The organism is Streptomyces sp. Ru72 (assembly GCF_002920635.1).
Taxonomy (GTDB): Bacteria; Actinomycetota; Actinomycetes; order Streptomycetales; family Streptomycetaceae; genus Streptomyces.
This window is the reverse complement of record NZ_PQSR01000008.1, coordinates 1-21,878: the sequence shown is the minus strand read 5'-3', so window position 1 is coordinate 21,878 and position 21,878 is coordinate 1. Positions and strand designations below refer to the sequence as shown.

Sequence of the window (21,878 nt, the reverse complement as noted above, 5' to 3'; positions counted from 1 at the left end):
CGCGGGCCCTGGCACCTGCGTCTGCGGCGGTGCCGTCGCTCGCCGACTCCCCCTGATCCGAAAGACAGGCCCTGGAGCCGCCCGTGCGGGCGGCCCCCGGGGGGTACCGGGATCAGTCGACCTCGGCGACAGCCTGCGCGAACTGCGCCTTGTACAGGCGTGCGTACGCCCCGTCCGCCGCCAGCAGCTCCGTGTGCGAGCCCTGTTCGACGATGGAGCCGTTCTCCATCACGAGGATCGTGTCGGCGTCCCGGATCGTCGACAGCCGGTGCGCGATCACGAACGACGTCCGTCCGTGCGCCAGCTTCGCCATCGCCTTCTGGATCAGCACCTCGGTCCGCGTGTCCACGGAACTCGTCGCCTCGTCCAGCACCAGGATCACCGGGTCCGACAGGAAGGCCCGCGCGATCGTGATGAGCTGCTTCTCACCCGCGCTGACCCCCGTCCCCTCGTCGTCGATCACGGTGTCGTAGCCGTCCGGCAGCGTACGGATGAACCGGTCCGCGTGGGCCGCCCGCGCCGCCGCCTCGATCTCGCCGCGCGTGACCTTCCGGGAGGCGCCGTAGGCGATGTTCTCCGCGATGGTGCCGCCGAACAGCCAGGTGTCCTGCAGCACCATCCCGATCGAGGACCGCAGTTCGTCCCGGGACATCTTCGCGATGTCGACCCCGTCGAGCGTGATCCGCCCGCCGGTGACATCGTAGAACCGCATCAGCAGGTTGACGAGCGTGGTCTTGCCGGCTCCCGTGGGGCCGACGATCGCGACCGTCTGGCCCGGCTCCACCTTCAGCGACAGGTTCTCGATGAGGGGCTTCTCCGGGTCGTAGCGGAACGACACGTTCTCCAGCGCGACCCGCCCGCGCAGCTCCTCCGGGCGCAGCCCGCGCTCGGGGTCGGCCCCCTGCTCCTCCGCGTCCAGCAGGTCGAAGATCCGCTCCGCCGACGCCACACCCGACTGCACCAGGTTCGCCATCGACGCGACCTGCGTGAGCGGCATCGAGAACTGCCGCGAGTACTGGATGAAGGCCTGCACGTCACCGATCGACAGGGCGCCCGACGCGACCCGGAGACCGCCGACCACCGCGACCAGCACATAGTTCAGGTTGGACACGAACATCATCAGCGGCTGCATCACACCGCTGTTGAACTGCGCCCGGAACCCCGCCTCGTACAGCGCCTCGTTCTGCTCCGCGAACTGCCCGGCCGACTCCTCCTGCCGACCGAACACCTTCACCAGCGTGTGCCCGGTGTACATCTCCTCGATGTGGGCGTTCAGCTTGCCGGTGGTGCGCCACTGCTGCACGAAGTGCGGCTGCGACCGCTTGCCGACGCGGGTCGCGACGAAGAAGGACAGCGGCACGGTCACCAGGGCGACCAGCGCCAGCAGCCACGACACCCAGAACATCACCGCCAGCACGCCGACGATCGTCAGCAGCGAGTTGATGAGCTGGCCCATCGACTGCGACAGCGTCTGCTGGATGTTGTCGATGTCGTTGGTCGCACGGCTGAGCACCTCACCGCGCTGCCGCTGGTCGAAGTACGACAGCGGAAGCCGCGACAGCTTCGCCTGCACATCCTCGCGGATGCGGTAGATCGTCCTGTTGATGGCCCGGTTGGAGAGCCTCGTCGAGACCGCCATCAGCAGGCCGGCCACCAGGAACGCGCACAGCGCGAGCAGCAGGACGTTCCCCACGGCACCGAAGTCGATGCCCTTGCCCGGCGTGAAGTCCGTGCCGGAGAGCATGTCGGCGACGCCGCCCTGGCCCCGCTTCCGCATGGAGTCCAGGACCTGCTCCTTGCTCAGGCCCGCCGGCATCTGACGGCCGATGATCCCGGCGAAGACGAGGTCCGTCGCCCTGCCGAGGATCTTCGGTCCGATCACGGACAACCCGACGCTCAGCACACCGCAGAGCAGCATCGCGATCATGGTGGGACGTTCGGGTGCGAACCGGGTGAGGAGCCGTTTCCCGGACCCCTTGAAGTCCATCGAGCGCTGGTCGGGGCCGCCCCCGCCCATCATCCCCCGCATGGGCCCGGCCATCAGGCAGCCTCCGCTTCCGTGAGCTGGGAGAGCACGATCTCCCGGTAGGTCTCGTTGCCCGCCATCAACTCGTGATGGCGGCCGGTGCCGACGACACGGCCCTCGTCCAGGACGACGATCCGGTCGGCGTCCCGGATGGTCGCCACCCGCTGGGCGACGATGACGACGGTCGCCTCGGCGGTCTCCCGGGCGAGCGCCGCCCGCAGGGCCGCGTCGGTGGCGTAGTCGAGCGCGGAGAAGGAGTCGTCGAAGAGGTAGATCTCCGGGCGCTGCACCAGAGTGCGGGCGATCGCGAGGCGCTGCCGCTGGCCACCGGAGACGTTGGTGCCGCCCTGCGCGATGGGGGAGTCGAGGCCGTTCTCCAGCTTGGAGACGAAGTCCTTGGCCTGCGCCACCTCCAGCGCGTGCCACAGCTCCTCGTCGGTGGCGTCCGGATTGCCGTAGCGCAGGTTCGTGGCGACCGTGCCCGCGAAGAGGTACGGCTTCTGCGGTACCAGCCCGACCGTCTTGGCCAGCAGCTTCGGCTCGATCTCCCGCACGTTCACGCCGTCCACGAGGACCTCGCCCTCGGTGGCGTCGAACAGGCGGGGGATCAGCCCGAGCAGGGTGGACTTGCCGCTGCCGGTGGACCCGATGACGGCCGTGATCTCGCCGGGCCGCGCCACCAGGTCGATGGCCTTGAGCACCGGCTCCTCGGCACCCGGATAGCGGAACCCGGCGTCCCGGATCTCCAGATGGCCGTGCCGGCGCAGTTCGGTGACGGGCGCGGTGGGCGGTACGACGCTGGAGGAGGTGCCGAGGACGTCCTGGATGCGCTCGGCGCAGACCTCCGCGCGCGGCACCATCATGAACATGAAGGTGGCCATCATCACGGACATGACGATCTGCATGAGGTAGGCGAGGAACGCCGTCAGGTCGCCGATCTGCATGCCGCCGCTGTCGATGCGGTGCGCGCCGAACCAGACCACGGCGATCGAGGAGAGGTTCACCACGGTCATCACGATGGGGAACATCAGAGCCAGCGTGCGGCCGGTGGCGAGGGCCACATCGGTGAGCTCGGTGTTCGAGCCCTTGAAGCGCTCCTTCTCGTAGTCGTCGCGGACGAAGGCGCGGATGACCCGGTTGCCGGAGATCTGCTCGCGCAGCACCCGGTTCACCGTGTCGAGGCGGACCTGCATCGTGCGGAACAGCGGTCGCAGCCGTCGCACGATCAAGGTCACACAGATGCCGAGCACGGGCACCACGGCGACCAGGACACCGGACAGCGGCACGTCCAGACCGAGCGCCAGGACGATGCCGCCCACGCACATGATCGGCGCCGACACCATCAGGGTGAACGTCATCAGGGCGAGCATCTGCACCTGCTGCACGTCGTTCGTGGTGCGGGTGATCAGCGTCGGCGCACCGAAGTGACCCAGCTCACGGGAGGAGAACGACTGCACCCGGTCGAAGACGGCCGCCCTGATGTCCCGGCCGACGGCCGACGCGGTCCGGGCTCCGAAGTAGACGGCGCCCATGTTGCACACGACCTGGCCCATCGAGACCCCGATCATGAGGCCGCCGAAGGTCAGGATGTAGTTCGTGTCCCCCTTCACGACACCGTTGTCGATGATGTGCGCGTTCAGGGTGGGCAGATACAGCGTGGCGCAGGTCTGCAGGAACTGCAGCAGCACCAGCAGGGCTATCGGTTTCTTGTACGGACCCAGATGGGTCCTCAGAAGTCGTATGAGCACGCGTGGTCTCTCGGAGTGGTGGACGAAAAGGCAGGCGGTCGGTGGTGCACCACGCCCTATCGTCGGACACTCCACCCGCGTTACCTCAACCGATTAAGCCGACAGCGGTCATACGACCGAGCGGACTCGGCCTTCGGATGTAGTTCTGAAGGGTGGTGACGTGCGTCACCGCCGGGTGGTCACCGTGCGGGTGACGCCGTGTGAGATGGACGACATCCCCGTCTCCACGGCCGCATCGATCGGCGCGTCTACGGGCGGAACGCTCCCGGATGCGTCTGCTCGCGTACCGACACGTACTGCTGCCGTACGGCCTGGCCCACCGCGAGCTCCTCGCCCGGCTCCAGGACCTGGGCCGCCGCGCCCTGCCACGGGGGCGGGGTGCGCGGGTCGAGGGTGCCCTGGGAGACGCCGAGCGACCAGGCCGCCTGGCGGGCCGCGCCGATCGCCGCGTAGTCCGCCGGCTGGGGGACGACGACCTGCGCGCCGAACAGCGAGGGCGCCGCCGCCTGCACGGCGGGCAGCTCCGCGGCGGCGCCCAGCAGGAAGATCCGCCGGACCTCCACGCCGCGACCGCGCAGCACGTCCAGGGCGTCCGCGAGCCCGCACAGCATGCCCTCGAACGCGGCCCGCGCCAGGTGCTCCGGCTTCATCGACTCGCGCCGCAGCCCGGCCAGGGTGCCCGCGGTGTGCGGCAGGTTCGGGGTCCGCTCGCCCTCCAGGTAGGGAAGCAGGACGAGCCCGTGCGAGCCGGGCGTCGACTTCATCGCCAGGTCGGACAGCGACTCGAGGTCCGGCAGGCCCAGGAGTTCGGCGGTGCCGCGCAGGGTGCGCACGGCGTTGAGGGTGGTCACCACCGGCAGGTGCATGCCCGTGGCGTCCGCCAGCGAGGTGATCATCCCGGAGGAGTCGACGAGCGCCTCGGGATGGACGGCCATCACGGACCCGGAGGCCCCGAGCGAGACCACCGCGTCACCGAGCCCGATGCCCAGACCCAGCGCGGCGGCCATGGTCTCCCCGGTGCCGGCGGAGATCAGCAGCCCCTCCGGCGTCGTACCGGCCGCGTCGGAGGGGCCGATCACCTCCGGCACCATGGCCTGGTGGCCGAGGGCCAGTTCGACGAGGTCGCCGCGGTAGGTGCCGGTCGCCGCCGACCAGTACCCGGTCCCCGAGGCGCCGCCCCGGTCGGTGGTCCGTCGCACGGGACGGCCGAGCAGCTGCCACACCAGCCAGTCGTGCGCCTGCATCAGCACGGTGGTGCGCAGGGCGTTGTCGGGTTCCGTCTTGGCGAGCCAGCGCAGCTTGGTCACGGGCTGCGCAGCCTGCGGGACGCAGCCGACGGCCTCGGCCCAGGCCTGCCGGCCGCCGAGCGCGTCGATCAGGTCGGCCGCCGCGACCTGCGCCCGCTTGTCGCCGCCGACCAACGCGGGCCGCACGGTGGCGCCCTGCGTGTCGAGCGGGACCAGCGCGTTCGCCTGCGCGGAGACGCCGATGGCCTGCACGCCCTCCAGAAGCCCGCCGCCGGCCGCCTCCCCGAGTGACAGCAGCCAGGCCTGCGGGTCGATGTCCGAGGGACGGCCTCCCCCACGCTCGGCTCCGCTCGCGCGGGCGGTACCCCCATCCTCGGGGGTCTCCACCGGATGCGGCGCATACCCCTGCCTGAGCACGGCCCCCGTGTCCGTGTCGCAGACGACGATACGAGTGAAATCGGGCGAACTGTCCAGCCCGGCGACTATCCCCATGCCGGAAATTCTGCCGTACGGAGGGGGGCGGACGTGTCGTGCCGGGAGGAGCCGCGGGGCCCCTCCCGGCACGACACGTCGCCGTTCCGCGGATCAGCTGTCGCTGGTGCCCCAGTCGTCCGGGCCACTGCCGTTCGTGCCGCGTTCGCGCAGTGAGCGCACACGGTCGGCGACCGAGTCGGGCATGTGGTCGCCCACCTTGGCCCCCACCGCGTGGAGGGCCTTGCCGGCGATCTCGCGGCCCTGGTGGGCGGCGGTCTCGGCGGTGTTGCGCACGGCAGGGTTCTGCGCGACCTGCCGGGCGGATTTCTTCAACTGCTCGTAACGCTCGCGCCCGGCCCGTGTGCCCAGCACATAGCCCAGCACCAGCCCGGCGACGAACGTGAGCCGATAGCGCATGGCGGCCATCCTTCCCTTGCGTCTGCGTCGTCCCTTGCGTGGGCGCCGGTGTCGGGGAGTACCGGTTGGCGGAGCACCCCCCTGCTTGCGCTAATGTATGTGTCGCAGCGAGCGAGCGCCCCCTGGCGGATACCCGGGGAGGTACGTTCGATGCAACGAGGCATTCCTCCGTAGCTCAATTGGCAGAGCAGCCGGCTGTTAACCGGCAGGTTACTGGTTCGAGTCCAGTCGGGGGAGCTCGGTCCTCCGTAGCTCAATTGGCAGAGCAGCCGGCTGTTAACCGGCAGGTTACTGGTTCGAGTCCAGTCGGGGGAGCATGCTGAACGAGGACCCTTCGGGGTCCTTTTTCATGTCCGGGGGAACCGCCGCGTCCGCGGTGAAGTCCTCAAGGTCATGAACAGCCGCGGAAGACGACCATCCGAAGCAGGAGATCGTATGAGCGGCTATGCTGCGGCAGACGGCGCGCACACATGTACGCGACGCGCCGTGACGGGGCGGTAGCTCAGCCGGTTAGAGCAGCGGACTCATAATCCGTCGGCCGTGGGTTCGAGTCCCACCCGCCCCACCAGGCGCTACACGCGCAGAAGCGTTTCTATCTCGGGAGATGCAAGGGTGGGGGCCGCCACGCCAGCGTGGCGGTCCCTGTTCACCCCCTCAGACCTTTCGGGTCTGCCGCTGTGCTGTCGTTGCCGACGTGGAGCGCGCCCACCCGCCAGTGCGGGTCTCGTGGACACCTCGTCGCCGGCCGCGAACGTCCGGCGTTGTTCGCCAGTGGCCGTGCCGGCCGTGTGCACGGTGCCGCCGGCGCCTTTGAACGCGCGGCGCGCCCGGTGGCCCCTTCCACCCCCCGGGCCGCGGCCGAACCGCTGCTGATCAGTCCGCAGGTGCGCCGCGCCGGGAGTTGCGAACGGCGTGGCAGGCCCCGGCAAGGTGCAGGACCGGTCCGAGCAGCGGCGGCCGCCGGCCGGGCTCGCCGCGAAGCAGGTGGAGAGAGCGTGGCCACCCGTGGCCGCCTGGCGACGGACGGAGCCGTCTCACTGGTGGGTCTGCGGGCGACGGCGGACGCCTCCGGGACTTACGAGTTGGTCGTCCAGGGATGCCGGGGACCGATGCTCGGTCACGGGCGCGTGAGGTGGGTGGTCAGTTCATCGATGAACGTCTGCAGGTGGGGCTGATGGGGTTCCTGGCGGGTGGCGAGGTACCAGGTGCGGGCCATGGGGGTGGCGCCGATCTGGATCAGCGCGAGGTCGTGGGAGTCCGTGTACGGCATGGCCGCCCAGTTGGGGAGGACGGTTGCGCCCTGGCCGCCGGCGACCATCTCGATGACCAGGTCCGTGATGACGGGCATCGTGGTGATGCGGGCCGGTCGGGCCTGCGGTGGCAGGGGGAGCGGGATCGAGGGGATCCGGGTCTGGTCGTAGGTGTCGTAAAGGATCAGGTGGGCGTCTGTGAAGTCGTCGGCCGTGAGGTGGGGGCGTGCGGCCCAGGGGTGGTCGGAGGGGATCACGGCCACCATCTCGTCCTCGAAGAGGCGGGTCAGGCTGACCCGGTCCATCTGCGGGTCTGATTTGGTGACGAGCGCGACGTCCACGCGGTCGGTGAGGAGCGCGGGGACCGGTGCGTCGTCGGGGACGGATTCGATATGGACCTCGGCGTCCGGGTGCCGGTTGCGGAAGGCGCGGATGACCGGGGGCAGCCACTGGAAGGTGGTGCTGCACTGCGCGGTGAAGCGCACCCGGCGGTCGCGGCCTTCGCGCATCTCCTTCAGGTCGCGGGTCGCCGAGCGCAGCTCGTCCAGGACCTGGTGGGCCGCCACCAGCAGGCGACGGCCCGCGGCGTTGGGGACCAGTCTGCGGCCGGTGCGGTCGAAGAGCGGCATGCCGAGCCGGTCTTCGAGGCGGGTGAGGCGCTGGCTGAGCGCGGGCTGGCTGACGTAGAGGCGTTCCGCCGCTGCGGTGAGGGAGCCCGCTTCGGCGGTGGCGGCGAGGAGTTCGAGGTCGCGCAGATCCACGGTCATAAGCGTGGATTATTTCAGACTTCAAACTTGGACGTGGTGTTATCGATCGGTCGCTCCTAGGTTCGATGCGTCGGGATGGATGACTACGAATCAAGGAGTGGCCGGAATGTCTACGAACATCACCGCGGTGGTCACGGGGGCATCGAGCGGAATCGGGCTGGGGATCGCCCAGGCCTTCCTCGCCCGGGGTGCCAGTGTCGTGATCAACGGCCGGGACGCGGACCGGCTCGGAAAGGCCGCCGCACAGCTCGGGCACGGCGAGCGGGTCGCGCAGGTGGTGGGAAGCATCGGGGAAGCGGCGACGGGTGAGGCACTCGTACGGGCCGCCGTGGAGCGTTTCGGGGGCGTGGACGTGCTCGTGAACAACGCCGGCACCTTCGCGCCGAAGCCGTTCACCGATGTGACGGAGGAGGAGCTGGACGGATACCTGTCCGGCAACCTCAGGGGGACCTACCTGACCACCCAGGCAGTGGTACGCCGGATGCGGGACCAGGGCCGCGGCGGAAGCATCGTCAACATCGGTACGGTGCTGGTCGACCACGCGATCGCCGGCTTCCCCGCGTCGGCCCCGGTCATCAGCAAGGGCGGCGTGCACACGCTCACCACGAGCCTGGCCGCCGAACTCGCCGCGGACGGGATCCGCGTCAACCTGGTCGCGCCGGGCGTGATCCGGACCCCGCTGCACGAGGGATCGGACGTGGACTCCTTCGGCGGGCTCGCGCTGCTCAACCGTGTGGGCGAGATCTCCGAGATCGCGGACGCGGTCGTCTACCTCGCGGGCGCCGAGTTCATCACCGGCCACGCCCTGCGCGTGGACGGCGGTCATGTGACGGGGCGCTCGTGATGGCCGCACAGCACGACGTGGACAAGGTGCTCGGATCCTCTTCGACGGCCTCTACTACGGGAACACTGAGCTGCTGGGCCAGGTCTTCCACCCCGGTGCCCTATACGCCACCGCGACCGAGGGCGGCGGTGACGGCGAACTGCTGCGGCTGGACATGCACGAGTACTTCACCGTGGTCCGCCGCCGGGAACCGCCGGCCGCGAGAGGTGAGGCGCGGCGCGACCACGTCGTGTCGGTCGAGTTCGCCGGACCCGTGACGGCGCTGGCCCGGGTGGAGTCCTCGATGGGGCAGAGGCGTTACCGGGACTTGCTGTGATCAGGCGGCCGCCCCGGGAAGGCGCCGTGCTGGCTCCGTCCTTGGGACAGACACCGCGTCAGGGCCCGCCGTAGAGCCGGCCGTCGCCCGGGCGGGCGGCTTCGTCCAGGCTCGGCCCCAGCGTTTCGCGCAGGGCGGCCAGGGCGGGTCCGTCCAGTTCGGTCTGGATCAGTCGCCCGTCGTCCGTCGGTGTCAGGGTCGCGTAGTAGCCCAGGGACAAAGGGTTGAGCACCTCCTCGTAGAAGAGGTCGATCGTGTCGTCCGGGTACTCGTCCATGAACCCGCGGATCAGCGGGGCGAGTCGGTCGAGTCGGTCGTCGGACATGTCGTCGCCCGCGAACATGGCCACCACCCGGTCCGGAGCGACGCGCCAGACGCGCAGCTGCAGGTCGAGTCGCGCTTCGGTGCCGGGTGGCCAGGGGTCCTCGGTCCTCAGCAGCGGCGGGGGAGCCGAGGACGCCGTGTCCCCGCTGTCCGCCGTGGTGCCGGTGTCCGGCGACGGGAGCGCGCAGTCGATTCCGAAGGTGTTCTGGAACAACGCGATGGTGTGGTCGAGGTCCGCGACGAAGGCAGCGACCTGCTGCCGGGCCTGCGCGATCCGTTCGGTACGCCCTCGATCCAATTCGGCCTGTCGCGCCTGTAGCTGCGTCATTCGACGTGCGAGCCGCTGTCTGCCCCACGATGTGCGGGCGCGAGGTACCCGGGCCGTGATCGCCGCGATCCGCTGGGGCAGTCGGGCGAGCTCGGATGCGTCGGACAGTACGTCGTGGACGGCGCTGCGGGGTCCCTCCTGGGCCTTCGCCAGCAGTGGACGCAGAGGTGCCAGGGCCAGGGTGAAGGCGTCGTCGGCCGTGCCGTGACCCAGGGCTCGTGCATCCGTGGCGATGCGGGCCTCCTGCTCGAATGCGGTGATGTACATGTTCCGGCCGGTTTGTTCGAACGACAGCCGGGTGCTCAGCAGTTCGCCTGCCCGCTCGAAGTCCGGTGGGTCGTCCGCCACGGCCTCGGCGACCTGCCGCCAGGTCCGCTCACCGGCGGCGAGGATCCTGCCGAACCGCGCGACGTTTCCGGTGGCGCTCGCCTCGGCCGGGTCGTACCCCCGCAACCGGGCCATCGCGATGGCCGAGTCGAGGGCCGTTGCGATCGGCATCTTGTCCTCGCTTTCCGGGTCCACGACCCCGTACCACGCATCGTCGGTGACCGAAGGCACGTTCACCATGCCCGATACCGCACCGGCCCGAACCCGTCGCACGTCGGCGCCTCGGGCTCCTCGCCGTCCGACCGGCGTCTCCCGGATTCCCGGACCGGGCCGGAGCGGGCCGGAGCGGGGATCTGCTGTCCGGCGTCCGACCTGGGCCGACGCGCGCGCCGCAGGGTTCGACACGAGACGGCGGCCGAGCCTCGCGCCTAGGTTCTCCCACGTTCAGGTGCTGCCTGGGCACCTTCGGGAGCCCGCCGACAGGGAGGCGTCACGGCGGCGCCGCAGTGGTGAAGGGAGTGGTAGCGCGTGCACCCAGGTCAACAGGTGGAGTTCCATGGCTCGTGCGGGCACTTGATCCCGGCCCCGGCCGGCCGCGCCGGGCGCGACGTCAGCTGTCCCCAGTGCCACCAGGTGGTCCGAGTCCCGGCGCCCGGCGTTCCGTATGCTGCGCCCGACTCCGTGCCCGCCGGTGCCGTCGAGCCGGTCGCGCTGACCGCCCTCTACGTGATGGCGCTGTTCGGCGGCCTCGTGGGAGCCTGGCTCATCTACCTGGTCATGTTCGATGAGTTCTCGGAGTCCGACCTGGTCGCGATCACACCGCTGTGGTTCTTCCCGATCGTGTTCGGCCTGTACGGTCTCATCTCCCAGCGGCTGCTTCGTCGTAGCGCCACGCGACGCGCGGGAACCCTGGCCGAGGCAGCCCGTATGTCGATCACCGTTGCCGCTCCCTGGGCGCTCCTGCTGATCTTCCCGTTCCTGGTGCTGAAGTGGCGCAGTTCCCTGCTGGTGTCGCTGGTGGCGGTGGTCTTCTGGGCGGTGCTGCTGTGGCTCTTCTTCGAGCTGCTCTTCCCGATCCTCTGAACGCGGCCCCCGGGCCGAGTGAAGGGCGGAGCCGGTGACCGGGTCGACCGGTTCCACCGTGGTCCGGGGAAGGTGTCAGGACGCGGAGGTCCGTTTCTCGGACCAGTCGGCCAGCAGTTGCTCGGCCTCACGGGTACGTGGATGGTGGGCGCCCTGGACCCGCACCATGTCGTCCAGTACGGCGCCGAGTTGGGCCACTCCGGTGGCGTGGTCCCCGGCGCGGTACAGCAGTTCGGCGCTTTGCTGGCGTATGCGCAGGGAGCGTGGGTGGTCCGTGCCGAAGACCCGCTCGACCGTCCGCTGAAGCCGTTGGAGTTCTTCGACTGCCGCGGTGGTGTCCCCGGCGAGACCGCGCCAGAACGCCAGGTTCGTATGGATGGTCAGAGTGGTGGGGTGCTCGGAGCCCAACGCGAGTTCCGAATCGTCGGCGGCCGTGACGAACTGCTCGACCGCGAGGCCGTGGTCTCCCGCGATCCCGTGCCAGTAGGCGAGGTTGTGCCGGGCGACGAGGGTGTCGTGGTGCAGCCGGCCGAGGACGCGGACCAGTCCGTCCACTGCCTTCCGGTAGGTGGCGACGGCGGATCGCACGTCACCCGTCTCCCCGATCCACCGGCTGAGGTCGGAGAGAACCCGCAGCGTCGACGGGTGCCGGGGGCCGAGGCTGCCCTCCAGGTCCCGGGCGAGCGCGGCGTAGGCGTCGCGGGCGCCGTGGGCGTCCCCGGACAGGCCGCGGCACAGGGCGACGTGCTCCTCGGCTGCTGTCACCAAGGGGTCGTCCGCGGAGAGCGCCGCCCGTGCCTCGGCGGCCAGGGTGACGAAGTCGGCCAAGGCGGCGACGATCAGCCCCGACTCCATCCGCAGGCGGGCCTCGTGCAGCCGGATGGACAGCGTGTCCGGGTCGGCCGGACCGAGACCGTCCTCCGCCTCGCGTCGCAGGTCCGACAGCAGCTGTACGGCCTTGGCCGTGTTCCCCAGGTCGCCTTCGGCCTGGGCCACCTGAGCACGTAGCGTCAGCAGATCCCGATGGCCGGCAGGCAGCCGCCGCCGGGCCCGGTCGGCGAGCTGCCCGGCCATGGCCCGTGCCGCGTCATGGCGGCCCAGGCCGGCCAGGTGCGGACCCAGCCGACGGAGCAGCGGGTGCATGCCGCCGTCGTACCGGAGGTGATCGCCGGCTTGCGCCAGCAGTGTTTCGGCGCAGCGGTACAGCGCGGTCGTCGTCTCGGGGGCGCAGTCGGGTGCGGACCACACCTCTTCCAGGGCATCGGCTGCCGCAGTGGCGACTTCTGCACGGCGGTCCACCGGTACGCCGTCGCGGACCGCCCGCTGGACGAGGGAATGCACCTCGACGACCGGGCCGTACGGTCCTTGGTGGGTGACGAGACTCAGCCGGTGCAGGGCGCGCAATGCGAGCAGATCGCTGCGCGCCGGGAGTTCGCGCCTGCCGGACGGGCGGTCGCCGCCGAGCCAGGCGCGGGCCGCCGGGCCGAGCAGGACCGCTTCCGGAATGCCGTCGGGTGCCAGCACCGAGATCAACTCGAGCATGGCACGGGCAGCCCCGGGTGGAGCCAGTGACTCCGCTCGTACGAGGGCGAGTTCCAGGGTGCTCGTCACCGTACCGCGGTGCTCGTCGGCGGGGGACGACGACGGGAAGAGACCGGCGAGGCTCTCCCGCTCGTCGCTGAGGAGACTCAGGTAGGAGGGCAGGTCCATGCCGGTGTCGATGACGAAGGCCGCCGCCTGCGAGAGGGCGAGCGGAAAGCACCCGAGCGCCGTGGCGAGGGCGGCCAGGTCCTCCGGACGGTGCGCCGCCAAAGGCCGCTGCGGCCCGGCGGCGGGGTCCGGATCCAGCGACAGCCGGTCGGTCAGGTACCCGGTGGCCTCCTCGACGGTGAACACACCGACGGGGATCACCCGGACACCCGGGTGAATCAGCGAGGCATCCCGCCGACGGGTGGTGACGATGGTCCGGCCCGCGTCGCCCACCGGCCACAGCCCGGCCATTGCGCCGGGGTCGTCGACGTCGTCGAGGACCACGAGCCAGGATGTGCCGGCCGACCGCAGCCAGGCGAGGAACAGGTCGGCCTGAGTCTCGTCGTCGCTGCCGGGGCCCGTGCCGGGCGTGGCGCCGTCGCCGCTGACGCTCGCCCGCGAGAGCACGCGCCAGGCCCGGGCGTAACCGTCCAGGACGGACGCACGGTTGTCGGCGGTCACCCAGAGCAGCAGCTCGCACCACTGCTCGGCACGGTGGAACGCTGCCGCAGCCAGCTGCGACTTGCCCACGCCGCCGGCACCGGTGAGCAGAACCCGCCGTACGGAATCGTCCGCCAGGCCATCGTCGATGCGCTCGGCGAACTCGTCACGCCGGCGCAGTGCCGCGGCATCGCTCGGCGGACGCCCGACGACGATCGGCGTGCGCCGGTGCTGCGGCTGCACGCTGGTCCGCGGCGGCGATCCGGTGGCGGGGCGATCGCTTCGGTGATCGCGCGCGGCGCGCCACAGACCCTGCCAGCGTGCCATCGCGGTCCGGTCGGCCGCGGCTCCGCCGGTCGCCTGCTCGATGGTGCGCACCAAGGCCATGACAGCCTCGAACTGGCGGGGCACCGACTGTCCGCTGGTCCACTCGCCGAGCCGACGTGCGTTGACGGCCGCCCGGCGCCCGGAGGGCAGCACCATCGCGCTGGCCCGCCGGGCCAGGGCCTCGTCCGAAACGTCCGGCAGTCGGCGACGCAGCCGGGTGAGCTCCGCCGCGAAGGCGAGCCGGGGATCACCGGTTCCGGTTCCGTGTCCGGCCATCCATGACGCCCTTTCATCCGGGGCGGGGTGCCACTGGCGGGATCCTGCTGCCCTCCACCACCGCCCATCGCCTCCGAGGGGTCGACACGGCCGGCCAACGAATGCGAACGCCCGCGAGAATGCTACGGGCCCAGGCCGATGCGTGGAGTAGTACAGCTCTCCCTCTCGGCTCTCCCGAGTCGGAGCGCTCGGGCACGGCCGCCTCCGGCCCGAGCGGACCGCTCTCGCCGCACGGCCGCCTCCAGCCCGAGCGGACCGCTCTCGCCGCACGGGGCGCCGGGAGGCCCGGCCTCCTGCCGTATGACGGGACTACACGCCCTGGTCGGGGAAGTACAGCGATGCCTTCCGCAGGACGTGGCCCGTGAATCCCCCGCCCCACATGGTCCTTCCCCGGTACATGGTGATCCGGGCGCCGCCCGTGGCCGGTGTCTCCACCGTGATGGGACGGGACATCAGGCTCGTGCCGAGGAGCCTGGCGTCCATGGCCGCCCACTTCGCCGCGGCCGGCTGGACACTGGCACTGACGAGGGCGGGCAGGACCGTCGCCACGTTGCGAAAGCCCGGCAGACCGCTGCGGAGGCGCTTCGCGCGGTCCATGGCCCAACCGGTGAACTCGGTCATCGAGGCGGTGTCGACCTCCGGGACGGCGAGGGCGAAGACGAAGATTTCGGCCTTGGTGCCCATCCACCGTGCTCTGCGGTCGGATCGGGCGCCGACCAGCACCCGGTGACCGCCCAGGTCGGCCTCGGTCACCTTGCATCGGTCGGCCGCCAGCCGCTCGCGGAGCGCCTGTACGTAGGTGGCGGCCGCGTCGGTGGGCGGCGCCCCCTCGGCTCTCTGCTGGGTCATGGAGGAATCGTGGCCCACCACCGCGGCCCAGCGGAAGGCCGGAGCCGGATCCAGTCGGCCGGTGCCGGGTTGCGAGTCCGCCGGGGGATGCGGAAGGGGCTCTTCAGCGCGGTCGACCAGGCGAGTCGGGACACCCGCGTCCGGGATGGTACGTGACCCGTCGTCAGCGCGCAGCTCGGCGGGGTTTTTGCAGGCGCGTCCCCGGTGAACGCGATCCCGCACGTATCTGCACCGCGAATGCGCAACTACGGCACGACATGCCGGGGATCTCCACGCCGGCCGGCCGGGGCGCACGTCATTGGTGCGGAATGTCTTGTTCCGTATCGCGGGGGGAAGCGCCGGTCCCGTCGCCGCTTGGCGAGGCGTGTGGAGAAGCCGCTCCCAAGTCGTGCGCGAGCCTTTACATGTGCGTCGCTTGCGCGGCCAACCGCCCCGGTGGAAGCGCCGGTTGATTGGAGAGCCGGCGCACTCCGTGCTTTGATCTCCAGCGCCGCGGGGTCGTGCGAAGGGTGGCCGGTAACGGATGCCGCACGCCCGCGGTCGCGGCCCGCAACGTGTCCCCAGCGGGACGCTCCCCCCCTTGTGGAACACACATGCGAAGGGAAGTTCCATCATGAACTCCGCTCCCCAGGTTCACACCGCCGAGCTCTCGGACGCCGAGCTCGACACCGTCTCCGGCGGCCTGGCCCCGCACGCCAGCGCCAACGTCGGCCCGACGTCGGTCAGCGACGCGGACGTCCTGGCTCAGGTCGGCACCGTCGAGGGCGTGGCCCTGGGCACCGTCGGCACCCTCGGTACCTACCACCAGGCCGGCGTCAACGTCTCCTTCTGACCGGCAGCTCGGGAGGGGCCGTCCGCCCCGCGCTCCTGGCGCGGGCGGGCGGCCCCTTTCCCGTCGTGCTGCGTCCGGCTCACGCGGGGTAGGGGGCGGCCTCGCGTGCCGCCCGAAGTGCGCCCGCCCACCAGGTGAGTTGGTCCAGCAACGTCTTGGCGTACCCGGCGGCGTCGGGGTCGAGCGGCTGACCGTCCTGCCACGCCGTGAAGTAGTTCGGGAAGGCGAGACCGTCGCGGATCGTCACCGCGTGCAACTCGGTCAGGACGTTCTCCAGATGCAGTACGGCATGCCGGCCGCCTGCCGCACCGCCGTAGCTGACGAACGCGACCGGCTTGGCGGTCCAGTGGGTGAAGTGCCAGTCGATGGCCGCCTTCAACGACGCCGGATAGCTGTGGTTGTACTCCGGAGTGACGACGACGAACGCGTCCGCGCCGTCGAGAGCCGACGTGAGGGGTTCCATCCCGGCCGGACGGGGGTAGTCGTCGCCCGCGAACTTCGGCGACGCGGCGGGCAGGGCCAACGGCACCTCGACGTCGGCCAGATCGACGACCTGGACGTCGAATGCCCCGTGGGCACGGGCCTGATCGGCGACCCATGAGGCCACCACGGGACCGAACCGGCCCTCCCGGACGCTGCCAACGATGATCACCAGCTTGTGCGTGTTCTCCATGCCCACCACCCTCGGCCGGCGCGGCGGCCCCAACCAGGCCGGGCTCAGGCTGGCCCCCGCAGGGCCACCCTGAGCACTCCGCAACCGGGGACGCGCCACCATATGCTCACGACATGGGTACACCGTTGGGGGACTTCATCCGCACCAAGCGCGACAGTATCCAGCCGGACGAGTTGGGGATACCGGATCACGGCCGCCGCCGTTCGCCCGGTCTGCGACGCACGGACGTGGCCGTGCGGGCCGGCATCAGCGTCGAGTACCTGACCCGTATCGAGCAGGGCCGCGACCGCAACCCCTCCGCGGCGGTGGTGAACGCGCTCGCGGACGCCCTCGGTCTCGACCCCTCGGAGCGCAGCCACCTGCGCTACCTCGCGAAGATCACCGGCGGCGAGTGTGTCGCCCACCCCAGGCCGGCACCGCCTCGGCGCGAGGTCCGGCCGTCGGTGCTGGAGACCCTTCGCCTCCTGGAGCCGGGGATCGCCCTGGTGACGAACCGTCTGGGCGACGTCCTCGCCCACACCAGCGGCTACGCGTGGCTGATGGACGGAACCGGGTTGCTGGAGACCGGCGCACCGAACCTCACCCGCTATGTGTTCACCGACCCCCGCGCCCGCACCTTCTTCGCCGACTGGGACGACATCGCGGACCAGCAGGCCTTCGACCTGTGGCTCGGGCCGTCCGTCGAGAACTCGGAGTGGTTCACCGCGGAACTCGCGCCCCTCGCGGGCCCCGACTTCACACGGCGCCTGAACCGGCACATGGTCCCGAAGCGCGGCGTGCTGCGACTGAACCACCCCACCGCACACGCACTCCGGTTCCACCGCGAGACGCTCGAACTCTCCGCGGACGCGCAGCAACTGGTCGTTCACCTGCCGGCGGACGAGGAGACCGCCCGGAGCGTCGATCGGCTCCGCCACGAGTCCTCCGGCCACCGGCCCTACGGCAGGCTCCGCGCCGTCACCTGACGCTTCGCCGCCGCCGCGGGTGCGAAAGGACCCGGTTCGGGGCAGCGGACGTACCGCCACTCGCCCCGAACCGGTCCCTGGGCCTACTGCCTACGTGACCATCGCCTGCGGACTACCGCTCGCCGAGCATCTTCTGCATCTCCGTGATCTCGGCCGACTGCGAGGTGACGATCGACTTCGCCATCGTCCGCGCGGGACCGTAGGCGCCCCTGGACCCTTCGGTCCTCGCCATGGCGATCGCGCCCTCGTGGTGGCCGATCATCATCTGGAGGAAGGCCTTGTCGAAGGCGCCACCCGACAGGCCCTGAAGCTTCTTCATGTCCCGGTCCGACATCATGCCGGGCATCGACGAGCCGGAGTGGTCCCTGCCCGGCATGCTCTCCATGCCCGATCCGCTGTCGTCGGGGACCTTCTCGCCCCACGCCTTCAGCCAGCCCGACATGGTGGCGATCTCCGGGTCCTGTGCCTTCCGGATCCTCGCGGCGAGGTCCTTGACGTCCTGGGAGGCGGCCCGCGACGGGGCCAGACCGGCCATGGCCACGGCCTGGCGGTGGTGCGGGATCATCTCCTGCGCGAACGTCACGTCCTGCGCGTTGTGGCCGCCCCGCGCCGCGGGGGCCGTGCCCGAGGGGCCGGACGGGGACATCGTCCCCATGCCGTGGCCGGAGTGGCCCGACGAGGCGGAGGGCGAGGCGGAGGACGAGGCGGAGTCGCTGCCGCCGCAGGCGGTCAGCACCACCGCCGCCGTCGCGGCCGCGGCCAGCGCGGCGGTACGGCGGATCGGGGAACGGCGCAATGCCATGAGAAGTACAGCTCCTTGGGAAGACCCGCGCAGGCGCGCGGGAAGAACGGATCGTGAGACGGCCCGGAGCACGTCACCTGCAGGGGAGGTGTCGTGCGGGCGCCTCTAGATCCGCAGAAGCTGTAGTTCGGACAGGTCGGGCGGAGCCCGGCCGTCGGCCGTCCCCGCGACCGGGGGACCGTGGAAGGCCGCGGCGCACTCCCCGGGGACCGTGAGCGCGGGCGGCAGGGCGGGCGGGACGTAGGAGGCGGCGGTGCCTCCGGCCGCGCAGGTCCCGCCGGAGTGGTCCATGACCATCCCGCCATGACCGGCGTTCGACAGATGGCGGCACGCGCAGTCGTCCGCGTGAGCGGGCGCGGCTGCGGCCCGGTGGCCTTCCGTGCCCGGCGCCCCCACCATGACGTGCTGTCCCGCCGACGGCGTGCCGGACGGCGACAGCGCGTGCATGGCCAGCACCCCGGCAAGCACCGCCATCACCAGCAGCACCCAGCGGGCGCGGCTCACCCAGGAGCCAGTGCACACGCCGGACGTCATGGCGTCCATCGTACGGAACCGGCCGCCGCTCCCCGCGCAGGCCACCCGGACGCCGTCCCGTTCCCGCCCGAGGCTCAGGCCGCCAGCGGATCCAGCGTCAGCGGCTGGATCCTGCCCTCCAGCATCGCGCCCAGGCCCTGGACCGCGCAGATGTCGGGCCGTTCGGCGATGTGCACGGGCATGCCGGTCGCCTGACGCAGCATGTCGTCGAGCCCGGGCAGCAGCGCGCTGCCGCCGACCATCATGATCCCGCGGTCGGCGAGGTCGGCCACCAGATCGGGCGGGCAGTCCCGCAGCACCTTGCCGATGCCGTCGAGGACGGCGGTCAGCGGGGTCTGGATGGCGTTCCGCACGGCCGCCGTGTCGACCTTCACGGAGCGCGCGAGCCCGGTCGCCACGTCCCGCCCCATGATCTCGGTGGAGGCGGGCCCGTCCGAGGTGAACCCGCCCGCGCACAGGGCGAGCCGCAGCGGCCGTACGGACTGGCTCGGCAGCATCAGCGCGTGCTCGTGCCGCAGGTGTTGCACTATGGCGTGATCGACGGCCTCGCCGCCCACCGGGATGCGCTCGGCGGTCACGATGTTCCCCAGCGACAGCACCGCGATCTGCGTGGCGGCGGCCCCGCACACCATGATCATGGACGCCTCGGGCTGCTCGACGGGCAGCCCGCACCCCACGGCCGCAGCGACGAGCGTGTCCACCAGCTCCACCCTGCGCGCCCCCAGCCCGACCAGCGTCTCCACGGCCGCGCGCTGGGCCAGCGGGTCCGCGTCGTGCGGGGTGCAGGCGGCGGCCCGCAGCCGGGGCTTGCGGCGCAGGCTGCGGCGGAGCTTCTCGCCCAGCAGATGGCGCAGCATGCGCTGGGCCATCTCGATGTCGACGACGGTGCCGCCGGAGACGGGCCGTACGACTCGGATGTACGAGGGCGTGCGGCCCGTCATCTTCTCGGCGAACTCACCGACCGCGATCAGCGCGCCCGTGCGGGTGTTGACGGCCGCCGCACTGGGCTGGTCCACCACCAGGCCGGCGCCCTTGACGTAGACGCGGGTCCTCGCCGCGCCCAGGTCGACGGCGAAGTGGCAGCGGCGCAGCTGGTCCAGGCTGACGGTCATGGCGGTACCTCCCGAGAACGGACCGCGGGCGGGCCGCCGGGCGGCGGGCCTCTTCTCCGCATCCTCCGCCGCGGGGCGGCCCCGCGCCCCTCGGGGTGGTCCGGGCGGGTGGTCCTGGGCGCGTCGCGCGGGGAGGACCTTGTACGGGGTCCGCTCGTCACGTAGCGGTGCCGGCGATCCCCCGCACCACCCCCAGGTCGACCAGGTCCTGGGGGCGGACCCGGAGCTGGTCCGCCGTCTCCCGCACCTGCTCCGGCGGGCGCTTGAGTATCGCGGCGGCGAGCTCCGGGGCGATGACGGAGAAGTAGCTGTCCGGCGTGACCCACGTGTTGCCCGGCGCGGCCAGCGCGAGGGCGCCGCCTGAGCCGCCCTCGCCGATGACCAGCGTGGTGATCGGCGTACGGGCCGTGGCGACCGCGGCGAACAGGTCCGCGATCGCTGCGCCCGCCCCTTGCCGTTCGGCCTCGGCGTCGTTGGCGGCGCCCGGTGTGTCCACCAGCGTCAGCACCGGCAGGGACAGCCGGTCCGCGAGGCGGACCAGCCGGGCGGCCGTACGGAACCCGGCGGGCCGGGTCGCCGTGCCGGTCTGGGCGGCGTAGGCGATGGTCCGGCCGTCGTGGGTGCCGAAGCCGCACAGCATGCCGTCCGGGTCGGTGCCGCCGCACCGGTCGCCGCTGATGGCCGCCCGGCGGGTGAAGTAGGCGTCCAGGTAGGCGTGCGCGCGGGGACGCTTCGGGTCGCGGGCGCGCCGCACCGCGTCCCAGCCGGTGGCCGGGAGGTCCGCCCGGCCGAGTGCGCCGGGCACGGGCGCGGGCTCGGGTTCGGGACCGGGGCAGGAGGGTGCCGTCAGCAGCGCCAGCCACCGGCCCAGCGTCTCGCGCAGCTCTGCGGGCCGTACGACCGCGTCGACGGTGCCCGCTTCGAGCTGCGCCTGAGCGGTGTACGCCGCAGGGTCGGCGTCCGGTGGGCGCACCCGGGAGCCCGCGAAGCCGACCTGGGCGCCCGGCAGGGCCAGCACCACGTCGGCGCCCGCGCCCAGCGTGGCCCAGCCGCCGCCCGTCGTCGGGTCCCGCAACACCGCGAGCTGGGGCAGGCCGGCCGCGCGGGTGAGCGCCGACTGGCGGGCCACGCGCTGCAACTGGGTCAGCGCGAGCATGCCCTCCTGCATCCGGCTGCCGCCCGTCGCGACCAGCGAGACAACCGGCAGCCGCCGCTCACGGGCGTGGACGTGGGCCGCCTCCAGCCGGTCCCCGGTGCGTTCGCCCAGGGAGCCGCCCAGGAAGCCGAACTCGAACGCGATCAGCACGACCGGGGTGCCGGTGACGGTGGCGTACCCGCAGACGACCGACTCCTCCTCGCCGGTGTGCGTGGCGGCGCGGGCGAGGGAGGCGTCGTAGCCGGGCCAGGCCAACGGACCGTCGGACCTCCCGCCGCGCGCGGGGGAGGGGAGTTGGGCGAAGTCGTCGGTGACAAGGGCGAGGGCGTCCCGGGCGGACAGGCGCTCAGGCATCCCGCAGCGCCCGCTTCATGATCTTCCCCATGTCGTTGCGGGGCAGGGCGTCCAGGTACCGCACCACGCGCGGACGCTTGTGCGGGGCGAGACGGCGGGCCACGTGGCCGGCCAGCTCGTCGGCGCCGGGCGGCGCCGCGGGATCCGCGGGCACCACCCAGGCGACGATCCGCTCGCCCAGGTCGTCGTCGGGCTCCCCGGCGACGGCGGCCTCCCGGACACCCGGGTGCTCGAGAAGGGCGTTCTCGATCTCCCCGGCCCCGATCTTGTAGCCGCCGCTCTTGATGAGATCGGTCGCCTTGCGCCCCACGATCCGCACGTACCCGTCGGGCTCGCGGACCGCCATGTCCCCGGTGCGGAACCAGCCGTCAGGGGTGAACGCGGCGGCGGTGGCGTCGGGCCGGTTGAGGTACCCGGTGAACAGGTTCGGCCCGCGCACCTGGATCTCCCCGACGCTCTCCTCGTCGCAGGCGGCGATGACGGACCCGTCCTCCTCGACGAGCCGCAGCTCCACACCCGGCAGCGGAACCCCCACCGTCCCCGCGCGCGCCTCCCCGTCCACCCGCACGCTGGTGTTCATCAGCGTCTCGGTCATGCCGTACCGCTCGACGACTCTCCGGCCGGTCGCGGCGGCGAGTCCGCTCGTGGTCGTGCACC

General features: G+C 71.7%; 18 protein-coding genes, 3 tRNA genes and 1 pseudogene. 8 read left to right on the top strand and 14 right to left on the bottom strand.

Annotation, left to right across the window (positions count from 1 at the left end; translation table 11 throughout):
• Positions 1-112: 112 nt before the first annotated feature.
• The 4 genes from C3488_RS05895 to C3488_RS05880 form a co-directional block, all read right to left on the bottom strand.
• Positions 113-2,041, bottom strand: coding sequence for an ABC transporter ATP-binding protein (locus tag C3488_RS05895; RefSeq protein ID WP_103838234.1), 1,929 nt, complete (start codon positions 2,039-2,041; stop codon positions 113-115).
• The gene (locus C3488_RS05890) at positions 2,041-3,774 is read right to left on the bottom strand and encodes an ABC transporter ATP-binding protein (protein WP_103838233.1); all 1,734 of its coding nucleotides are present in this window, start codon (positions 3,772-3,774) and stop codon (positions 2,041-2,043) included. Before C3488_RS05890 ends, C3488_RS05895 begins: the two co-directional genes overlap by 1 nt.
• A 248-nt stretch (positions 3,775-4,022) precedes the next feature.
• Positions 4,023-5,513: an FGGY-family carbohydrate kinase gene (locus tag C3488_RS05885; protein ID WP_103838232.1), complete on the bottom strand. Its 1,491-nt coding sequence runs from the start codon at positions 5,511-5,513 to the stop codon at positions 4,023-4,025.
• Between the two features lie 93 nt (positions 5,514-5,606).
• Complete coding sequence (locus C3488_RS05880) at positions 5,607-5,921, bottom strand: hypothetical protein (protein ID WP_103838231.1); 315 nt, start codon at positions 5,919-5,921, stop codon at positions 5,607-5,609.
• 155 nt (positions 5,922-6,076) lie between these two features.
• Here C3488_RS05880 and C3488_RS05875 point away from each other — a divergent pair.
• The 3 genes from C3488_RS05875 (at position 6,077) to C3488_RS05865 (ending at position 6,480) form a co-directional block, all read left to right on the top strand.
• Positions 6,077-6,149, top strand: a tRNA-Asn gene (locus C3488_RS05875).
• A gap of 5 nt (positions 6,150-6,154) precedes the next feature.
• Positions 6,155-6,227, top strand: a tRNA-Asn gene (locus tag C3488_RS05870).
• 176 nt (positions 6,228-6,403) lie between these two features.
• Positions 6,404-6,480: transfer RNA gene (locus C3488_RS05865), tRNA-Ile, on the top strand.
• Positions 6,481-7,029: 549 nt separating this feature from the next.
• Here the strand turns inward: C3488_RS05865 and C3488_RS05860 are convergent.
• Positions 7,030-7,929: a LysR family transcriptional regulator gene (locus C3488_RS05860; RefSeq protein WP_103838230.1), complete on the bottom strand. Its 900-nt coding sequence runs from the start codon at positions 7,927-7,929 to the stop codon at positions 7,030-7,032.
• Positions 7,930-8,035: 106 nt separating this feature from the next.
• Between C3488_RS05860 and C3488_RS05855 the strand changes: the two genes are divergently transcribed.
• Both C3488_RS05855 and C3488_RS05850 read left to right on the top strand, forming a co-directional pair.
• Positions 8,036-8,773, top strand: a complete 738-nt coding sequence (locus C3488_RS05855) for an SDR family NAD(P)-dependent oxidoreductase (RefSeq protein WP_103838229.1) — start codon at positions 8,036-8,038, stop codon at positions 8,771-8,773.
• 34 nt (positions 8,774-8,807) lie between these two features.
• Positions 8,808-9,089 (top strand): nuclear transport factor 2 family protein, encoded by a 282-nt coding sequence (locus C3488_RS05850; protein WP_103838228.1) that lies wholly within the window; start codon positions 8,808-8,810, stop codon positions 9,087-9,089.
• 58 nt (positions 9,090-9,147) lie between these two features.
• On the opposite strand, the gene C3488_RS05845 is transcribed toward C3488_RS05850, so the two are convergent.
• Positions 9,148-10,308, bottom strand: coding sequence for a hypothetical protein (locus C3488_RS05845; RefSeq protein ID WP_103838227.1), 1,161 nt, complete (start codon positions 10,306-10,308; stop codon positions 9,148-9,150).
• Between the two features lie 441 nt (positions 10,309-10,749).
• On the opposite strand from C3488_RS05845, the gene C3488_RS05840 reads away from it, so the two are divergent.
• Entirely contained in the window at positions 10,750-11,151 is a 402-nt protein-coding gene (locus C3488_RS05840) for a hypothetical protein (RefSeq protein WP_258053300.1), read from the top strand.
• 75 nt (positions 11,152-11,226) lie between these two features.
• On the opposite strand, the gene C3488_RS05835 is transcribed toward C3488_RS05840, so the two are convergent.
• Both C3488_RS05835 and C3488_RS05830 read right to left on the bottom strand, forming a co-directional pair.
• Positions 11,227-13,944, bottom strand: coding sequence for a tetratricopeptide repeat protein (locus C3488_RS05835; protein WP_103838225.1), 2,718 nt, complete (start codon positions 13,942-13,944; stop codon positions 11,227-11,229).
• Positions 13,945-14,253: 309 nt separating this feature from the next.
• Positions 14,254-14,793, bottom strand: a complete 540-nt coding sequence (locus C3488_RS05830) for a hypothetical protein (protein ID WP_103838224.1) — start codon at positions 14,791-14,793, stop codon at positions 14,254-14,256.
• Positions 14,794-15,406: 613 nt separating this feature from the next.
• Between C3488_RS05830 and C3488_RS05825 the strand changes: the two genes are divergently transcribed.
• Positions 15,407-15,625, top strand: coding sequence for a hypothetical protein (locus tag C3488_RS05825; RefSeq protein ID WP_103838223.1), 219 nt, complete (start codon positions 15,407-15,409; stop codon positions 15,623-15,625).
• Positions 15,626-15,704: 79 nt separating this feature from the next.
• On the opposite strand, the gene C3488_RS05820 is transcribed toward C3488_RS05825, so the two are convergent.
• Complete coding sequence (locus C3488_RS05820; protein WP_103838222.1) at positions 15,705-16,298, bottom strand: NADPH-dependent FMN reductase; 594 nt, start codon at positions 16,296-16,298, stop codon at positions 15,705-15,707.
• Between the two features lie 113 nt (positions 16,299-16,411).
• Between C3488_RS05820 and C3488_RS05815 the strand changes: the two genes are divergently transcribed.
• Positions 16,412-17,263: a helix-turn-helix transcriptional regulator gene (locus C3488_RS05815; RefSeq protein WP_103838221.1), complete on the top strand. Its 852-nt coding sequence runs from the start codon at positions 16,412-16,414 to the stop codon at positions 17,261-17,263.
• 112 nt (positions 17,264-17,375) lie between these two features.
• On the opposite strand, the gene C3488_RS05810 is transcribed toward C3488_RS05815, so the two are convergent.
• The 5 genes and pseudogenes from C3488_RS05810 to C3488_RS05790 form a co-directional block, all read right to left on the bottom strand.
• On the bottom strand, positions 17,376-18,065 hold the full coding sequence (locus tag C3488_RS05810; protein WP_103838220.1) for a DUF305 domain-containing protein: 690 nt from the start codon (positions 18,063-18,065) through the stop codon (positions 17,376-17,378).
• A gap of 105 nt (positions 18,066-18,170) precedes the next feature.
• Complete coding sequence (locus C3488_RS05805) at positions 18,171-18,599, bottom strand: DUF6153 family protein (protein WP_103838325.1); 429 nt, start codon at positions 18,597-18,599, stop codon at positions 18,171-18,173.
• A 74-nt stretch (positions 18,600-18,673) separates the two neighbouring features.
• A complete protein-coding gene (locus tag C3488_RS05800) occupies positions 18,674-19,711 on the bottom strand; it encodes a rod shape-determining protein (RefSeq protein WP_103838219.1) in 1,038 nt (345 codons plus the stop codon).
• 157 nt (positions 19,712-19,868) lie between these two features.
• The gene (locus tag C3488_RS05795) at positions 19,869-21,221 is read right to left on the bottom strand and encodes a carboxyl transferase domain-containing protein (RefSeq protein WP_103838218.1); all 1,353 of its coding nucleotides are present in this window, start codon (positions 21,219-21,221) and stop codon (positions 19,869-19,871) included.
• Positions 21,214-21,878: pseudogene (locus C3488_RS05790) on the bottom strand (AMP-binding protein); the annotation flags it as partial. The gene C3488_RS05795 and the pseudogene C3488_RS05790, both read right to left, overlap by 8 nt.